Origin of the sequence: Stenotrophomonas sp. SrG (genome assembly GCF_050031795.1) — a bacterium.
Classification (GTDB): Bacteria; Pseudomonadota; Gammaproteobacteria; order Xanthomonadales; family Xanthomonadaceae; genus Stenotrophomonas; species Stenotrophomonas rhizophila_A.
The window spans coordinates 1-246 of sequence record NZ_JBNBBE010000774.1 but is presented as its reverse complement, the minus strand read 5'-3'; the positions used below and the strand labels follow the sequence as shown (position 1 = coordinate 246).

Sequence of the window (246 nt, the reverse complement as noted above, 5' to 3'; positions counted from 1 at the left end):
GTGTAGGTGCCCGGGCGCAGGCCCTCGAAGCGGTAGCGGCCTTAGGCGTCGGTATTCAACGTGAGCGATACAGGCGGGCCAAGGTCATCGGTGCCGGTCAGCACCACGCTGACCCCGGCGATGCCGCCTACGCCACTGTCGACGCTGCCGTTTTCGTTACAGTCGTTGTAGAAGCGGCCGGCAAAGCTGGCGGTCGGAAACACACCAAATTTGTTGTTCACCGACAGAGGGTTCAAGCCCACCACA

The 246-nt window shown here is 62.2% G+C and carries 1 protein-coding gene; it reads right to left on the bottom strand.

Translation table 11 applies throughout. From position 1 onward, the window contains the following. Positions 1–41: 41 nt before the first annotated feature. Positions 42–246, bottom strand: a 205-nt coding sequence (locus tag ACQG3P_RS21670; protein WP_426806204.1) for a hypothetical protein, incomplete at its 5' end; no start/stop codon positions are given.